Annotated in this window: 11 protein-coding genes, 1 tRNA gene and 1 pseudogene; 1 reads left to right on the top strand and 12 read right to left on the bottom strand. The window is 39.1% G+C overall.

Annotated elements, in window-relative coordinates:
- Positions 1 to 676: bifunctional methylenetetrahydrofolate dehydrogenase/methenyltetrahydrofolate cyclohydrolase FolD (gene folD, locus ACYUCW_RS17470; protein ID WP_460409141.1), on the bottom strand; the 676-nt coding region annotated here is incomplete at its 3' end.
- A gap of 190 nt (positions 677 to 866) precedes the next feature.
- Between folD and ACYUCW_RS17465 the strand changes: the two genes are divergently transcribed.
- A tRNA-Arg gene (locus ACYUCW_RS17465) sits at positions 867 to 943 on the top strand.
- Between the two features lie 15 nt (positions 944 to 958).
- Here ACYUCW_RS17465 and ACYUCW_RS17460 read toward each other — a convergent pair.
- The 11 genes and pseudogenes from ACYUCW_RS17460 to ssb all read right to left on the bottom strand — a co-directional run bounded on the left by ACYUCW_RS17460 (position 959) and on the right by ssb (position 5,727).
- Positions 959 to 2,116, bottom strand: coding sequence for a tyrosine-type recombinase/integrase (locus tag ACYUCW_RS17460; protein ID WP_460409142.1), 1,158 nt, complete (start codon positions 2,114 to 2,116; stop codon positions 959 to 961).
- The gene (locus ACYUCW_RS17455; protein WP_159290206.1) at positions 1,999 to 2,331 is read right to left on the bottom strand and encodes a helix-turn-helix domain-containing protein; all 333 of its coding nucleotides are present in this window, start codon (positions 2,329 to 2,331) and stop codon (positions 1,999 to 2,001) included. Before ACYUCW_RS17455 ends, ACYUCW_RS17460 begins: the two co-directional genes overlap by 118 nt.
- Positions 2,332 to 2,619: 288 nt before the next feature.
- Positions 2,620 to 3,166: pseudogene (locus ACYUCW_RS17450) on the bottom strand (phage N-6-adenine-methyltransferase).
- A complete protein-coding gene (locus ACYUCW_RS17445; RefSeq protein WP_004916562.1) occupies positions 3,156 to 3,479 on the bottom strand; it encodes a phage protein NinX family protein in 324 nt (107 codons plus the stop codon). The pseudogene ACYUCW_RS17450 and the gene ACYUCW_RS17445 overlap by 11 nt, the downstream one beginning before the upstream one ends.
- Positions 3,472 to 3,633 (bottom strand): hypothetical protein, encoded by a 162-nt coding sequence (locus ACYUCW_RS17440; protein WP_154599060.1) that lies wholly within the window; start codon positions 3,631 to 3,633, stop codon positions 3,472 to 3,474. Before ACYUCW_RS17440 ends, ACYUCW_RS17445 begins: the two co-directional genes overlap by 8 nt.
- A gap of 166 nt (positions 3,634 to 3,799) precedes the next feature.
- Entirely contained in the window at positions 3,800 to 4,054 is a 255-nt protein-coding gene (locus ACYUCW_RS17435) for a hypothetical protein (RefSeq protein WP_151252766.1), read from the bottom strand.
- Positions 4,051 to 4,302: a hypothetical protein gene (locus tag ACYUCW_RS17430; RefSeq protein WP_074924248.1), complete on the bottom strand. Its 252-nt coding sequence runs from the start codon at positions 4,300 to 4,302 to the stop codon at positions 4,051 to 4,053. Before ACYUCW_RS17430 ends, ACYUCW_RS17435 begins: the two co-directional genes overlap by 4 nt.
- On the bottom strand, positions 4,302 to 4,622 hold the full coding sequence (locus tag ACYUCW_RS17425; protein WP_460409140.1) for a hypothetical protein: 321 nt from the start codon (positions 4,620 to 4,622) through the stop codon (positions 4,302 to 4,304). The genes ACYUCW_RS17430 and ACYUCW_RS17425 overlap by 1 nt, the downstream gene beginning before the upstream one ends.
- A 35-nt stretch (positions 4,623 to 4,657) precedes the next feature.
- Positions 4,658 to 4,996, bottom strand: a complete 339-nt coding sequence (locus ACYUCW_RS17420) for a hypothetical protein (protein ID WP_196563364.1) — start codon at positions 4,994 to 4,996, stop codon at positions 4,658 to 4,660.
- A gap of 39 nt (positions 4,997 to 5,035) precedes the next feature.
- Entirely contained in the window at positions 5,036 to 5,197 is a 162-nt protein-coding gene (locus tag ACYUCW_RS17415) for a hypothetical protein (RefSeq protein WP_153274246.1), read from the bottom strand.
- A gap of 32 nt (positions 5,198 to 5,229) precedes the next feature.
- Entirely contained in the window at positions 5,230 to 5,727 is a 498-nt protein-coding gene (ssb, locus tag ACYUCW_RS17410) for a single-stranded DNA-binding protein (protein ID WP_196563365.1), read from the bottom strand.
- Between the last annotated feature and the right edge of the window lie 99 nt (positions 5,728 to 5,826).

Here is a 5,826-nt window from a genome sequence, read left to right as displayed (position 1 = left end):
TAGCGCCAGGTTTTATCCATTCACCAGGAATAAAGTTAGGTTTACCAACTGCCACAACCACCAAATCAGCATGTTCAACATGAAAACGTAAATCTTTAGTAAAACGATGAGTGACAGTCGTTGTACAGCCTGCAAGCAGTAGCTCTAAACTCATTGGGCGACCAACAATATTTGAAGCACCAATAATTACCGCATTTAAGCCATTCATTGGAATATTGCAACGCTCTAAGAGTGTGACAATACCACGAGGGGTGCAAGGACGTAGCTTAGGTGCACGTTGGCACAACCGACCAATATTGTAAGGATGGAAGCCATCAACATCTTTATCAGGATGAATACGTTCTAATACTTTGACGTTATCAATTCCCGCAGGTAAAGGGAGCTGCACTAAAATACCATCAATAGTATTATCTTCATTTAGAGTATCAATGAGATTGAGTAATTCTGCTTCACTTGTAGTATCCGGTAGATCGTAAGAGCGAGAGATAAATCCTACCTCATCACAAGCTTTACGTTTACTAGCAACATAGATTTGCGATGCAGGGTTATCACCGACTAAAATAACCGCTAAACCCGGTGCACGTTTTCCTATCTTAATACGTTGTTTTACTTTTTCTGCCACTTCACTTCTGATGGTCTGCGCAATCGTTTTCCCATCTATAATTCTTGCTGACATCTATACATCCAAATTATTCAATTATGGTATTGCTCTATTTTGTCAGATCATAAGCAATCTGTCAGTTGATTACTTACCATATTTTAACCATCTAGTTTGATTTTGTGGAAAAATCGTTGACTCTCAGAATGTTGAAAGTATAATTCACACCCGTTATCAGCATAAATGCTAACGTCTATTTCCCCTCTAGGCGCCCTTAGCTCAGTTGGATAGAGCAACGGCCTTCTAAGCCGTAGGTCACAGGTTCGAATCCTGTAGGGCGTACCATTTAAAATCAACACCTTACGCTAATTTCAATCCAACTTGGTTTTTTCTTTGTGTCGTATTTGTGTCGTTATTATTAAAAACGTCATCAATTTTACGTGCATGTTCTGTTAAATGGTTTGGTGCTAAATGTGCATACCTTCTAACCATTTCTATACTTTCCCAGCCTCCCATTTCTTGTAATGCTGTAAGTGGAACGCCAGATTGAATCAACCAACTTGCCCAAGTATGCCTTAAGTCATGAAAACGAAAGTTTTCGATACCAGCTCTTTTTAATCCAGCTCTCCAGCCGCTGTTATCATCAACTCTCATTTTTCTAACCTGAGGTGTCATGGTTCCATCTGGCCGTTTTTTTGACTCTGTATGAACAAAGACATATCTTGAATGCTTTCCTATCTGATCTCTTAAAACTTTACATGCGGTATCATTCAGGGCTATGCCAATTGCCTTGCCGCCTTTGGCATCCTCTGGATTTACCCATGCTACACGCCTTTGCATGTCTACCTGTTGCCATTCTAGATTTATGATATTTGATCGTCTCAACCCTGTAGCTAGTGCAAATGTAACTATTGGCTTGATACTTTCTGGCATACACTGGATTAACCTGCTTGCTTCATCCTTAGTTAGCCAGCGTATGCGCTTACTTAATGGCTTGTTGGTTTTTATTGATGGGCAAGTCTCCATCCATCGCCAATCATTAGTTGCAGTTCTTAGTAATGATCTAATAAAAGATAGGTACTGACTTCTTGTAGCTAGGCTAACTTGCTTTGGTGTGTATTTTGGTGGCTCCACTCCTTTTTTTATAGCTGCTTCCTTTTTCATTTCCCATATCTGCCGATGCTTTCTATTTTCCATACAAGAGACAGACTCGTATATTTCATCAGCAGTAATGCTTGATATTGCTCTTCCTGAGAACTTTGTTAAAAAATATTCTATTTTTGTTTTGTCATCATCTAAGGTTTTTTTATTCTCCTTTTCTCTTATCCATCTAATACAGCATTCTTCAAATGTGCGCTGAGGGAGTTCATCTAATTGCTCAGTCCTCCATGACTCAGCCCTTAATTTGTCATACAGCTCCTGCGCCTGCTTCTTGTCTTTTGTGCCAAGAGATTTTCTAATTCTCTTCCCTGACGGTGTAAAGAAATGACAGTGCCATATTCCGTTTCTTTGTTTGATTGACATAATCTACCTCCGTTTAGATTATCCTTGCTCGCATCATGAGTTTGCTCTGGGTTATTTATATAATCAAGCACAGCGGATCTGGTGGTCCTATAACCTCGGCCAACTTTTCTACCTTTCAACTCTCCTTTAGAAATAAGATAAGCAACTGTTCTTGGTGTTGTTTTTAACTCCTTGGCGGCCTCTGATGTTTTCAATATTTCATCTTCCATTTTACCCTCCTATCCATTCTTCCTTTTATACTGTTCATGATCATCGCCGCAGTCAGTACAGCAGTATGCGCTATTAGGTGCGACTGGTTCTTCGTGACACCAGATACACATGCCGTTGTATGATTTTATTGTTGCCTTGCGATTTGATAATGAAACTTGAATATATAATTAGTTTGTTTCATTTGCTGAGTCGATAATGTCCATAATTACGCTTGCCCTGTTTCAATTAAATAAATTACTAAACATAGTGCTATTAACCCTGAAAATTCAGTAAATGTCATAATTCACCTATGCTATTTTCCATTCATTTAATATTTTATTGCCGATATTTAATAAATAATTTCTATTTACAGTATTGATTATTCTACGAGGAGTTATATAAGGTCGCCATATTAAAAACATAGAACCTTTATTATTTCCGCTAACTGGCTTTTTTTGTTTCTGCATTAATAAAAGATATTCGACCTCCCGTAATTAATCTTACTTCATCAACTGTTTCTAATGCTGATTCATACCAGCCCACAGAAGTATCAGAAGGAACTAACATAACAATAGGCTGTAATTGCTTTCTACATTGCTCAGCGGCTTTATTTACCCATGGCTGAATATCTGAATAGGGCGGATTCACCCAAATAGAGCCATAACTTTCCCAATCGCAATTTAACGAGTTGTCTTTTTCGGTGAGGTAATGAGAACAGAGAGCATTATTTTTATCGGCAGCGGCATCTAAATAAAAACCAAATTCAGCGTCCAATGGCGCAAACAAAGGTAGGGGAGTTTGCCATCTATCACGCAGTTCCTTTGGTGTATGGCTACCTCCGTAGTCAGCCTTCATTCTCCGCATCCTTCATTAATAGAAATAATTCCATAGCGGCGCGTAGTGGATTTTTATTTACTGAGATAAAGTCATAATCAAGGCAATCAGCCGTCCATTTATTAGAATGGTACATTGGTGATAACCCTATTTTATTCTCAATAATAATCGGCATTGCATCGGCTGGATTGTTGCATGGATTGAATTCACGCCACTGCTCTTTATTGCTCATCCTTGTAACCACGCCGTACCTTGTGACTTCGTACGCCAGTCCTAACTTTTCAGCAACCTTTTTATTAATCTCAAAGTCAGATAGTTCGGTGTATTTATTCATTAATTAACTCCAGCATTTTCTCATTGTACCAATTTCGGTTATCCCACCAATCGTGCACTAAGTAGGGCGCGTAAAGTCCTTCTCGAACCAATTCAATAACCCCAATTTTTTCATACCCCTTAACTTTAACCTTGTCGCCGACTTTAAATTTCATCGCCACACCTCGCCACAAACTATTTCAACATCCCGCACCTGCATTATTTGCACTGCACGGCTCTCGCATTCTTGCTGTGTGTATATTTGCTCTGTAACAGGCACAGCATAACCCTGTATTAGCACGAGTAATACATATCCGATTATTTGCATGAATTGTTACTTGATTAGATTACAGTTATAAACATCCCGCACTGTCCGCATTCATATTCATTTACATCACGGCCGTTATCATGCCAATCATTAGCTCGGCATTTGCATGTTAATGTTTTCTTGGTTTTTGCTTTGTAGCTTATTAAGAAAGGTTTGTTGAAATATTGGATTTCATCATCAAATTTAAATGAACTAACCTGAATTGATTTATTTCTTTCAGAATGGTCTTTATATCTAAAATAAATATCCACCTCAAAACCATCATTCATTTTTTTATTTTCACTCCATTACAGATTAAGCTGTGTCTTATGGCTGTTGATAACGCTGAACGTAAGCATTGACACCCTTGATATTTAATTGCCGTATCTCTCGCAGTATTAACGAGCTCTCTTAGTTGATGATGTTTAATTTCTGGCTCGGCACTCTCGCGTGATGCTTGCCATACATCGAATAGATTTATCGTTGATGATTTATTCTTACTGCGCCACTCTTCAAATTGCTGTCTTGATTTATCCATCACTCCACCTTTCTATATCCAGCTTTATATAAACGCTCGGCATGTGCTCTGGCTGTTCCCATTCCCATATCAACTAAACCTAAGTCACCAGTTGATAAATCAATTGCCATTTGCTCAATTTCTTTTTCTGCTATTTCCTTGCGCTTTTCATCTGCCATTTCTTTCACTAAATCAGAACACTCAAAACAAATATTTGCCGTATGACCTTGGATTAAATTATCTTTACCAACCTCCTTATCACATAAGTTACAAACATCCTTAGGGTCTGGCTCTGGCAGTGTGAATTTCATAAATTGCCCATAATGTGTAAAACTGTTCATATTCATTCCTCTTCATTGCATCCCTGCGAGTTAAATTAAGCTGTCCGTAGCTTTTCAAGTTCGGGGTAATGTTTGCGGATTAATTCAATTGCTTCTGCAAAGCTAATTTCGCCTTCCATCTGCTTATCGAACCAAGTTTGAATATCCTCTGAATTGCCGTCGCTATCTTTCAGGTCGCTAAAAATATCAACCTCAGAATCCCATTCCAAAGCACCATATAGCCAATCAGTGGCTTCTTTTACTTTCCCTTTGCTAATTAAAAATGATGCTATCTGAACGGTGCTGGTGAAGCGATTTAATATACAGACAGTCGCATTACCCATTGCCGCTCTATCCATAATGCTGCTTATTTCTTTTTTGAGTTTATCTGTCATATCCATCTCCTGTTTGCATCCTTGCACTGAGCCCTATAATTAAACGTATGGCTTAATATCAAATTGCTTGAACCATTCTTTTATTTCGGCGTATTGTTCATAACTAATTCCAATATCTTCCCGCCATTCTTCAAATGAATTTCGGGCGGCGTCTTTAGTTAAATAATAAATAAAATCCTGCAATTTCTCAGGTGTGTTCATGGTTATATCCTTTGGTTAAACGGGTAGGGTGGTTAGAAGGGTATTTCTTGGTCATCCCAATCTTGAGGCGGCTCACTTTGTGGCGCTTGATTACTCGATGCTTGTTTTGGCGCTTGCGGTTGCTGTGGTTGGCCCCATCCTTGATTCTGCTGTGTCTTCTGGCTTCCTGCCTGATTACCACCGTTACCACCTAGCATCTGCATTGTTCCCTTCATATCCACGACAACCTCAGTAATGTACTTATCTTGACCGTCATTACCTTGATACTTACGGGTGCGCATTTTCCCTTCAATGTACACCTGACTTCCTTTTTTCAAGTATTGACCTGCTATTTCCGCTAACTTTCCTTGTATAGCGATGTTGTGCCAATCTGTACGCTCTCGCTTTTCTCCAGTGTTTTTATCCGTCCATGTTTCGCTTGTAGCGACTGAGAAATTAGCGAATGCTGTTCCGTTAGGTGAATACCTAACTGTCGGATCATCGCCTAAGTTACCAATGATGACCGCTTTATTTACCCCTCTCTCAGCCATTTATACTGCCTCTTGTTTGGTTAGTTCTTCTTTTCTTAGCTCATACACTTTTTGAGCCTCCGCTTGTTCAGGTGTATCTCTAAGTGCTTTGTATGCTTC

It is taken from the genome of Proteus sp. MB838 (assembly GCF_054767435.1).
The sequence above is the reverse complement of the archived record's forward strand: the minus strand, read 5'-3'. Positions and strand labels throughout refer to the sequence as shown.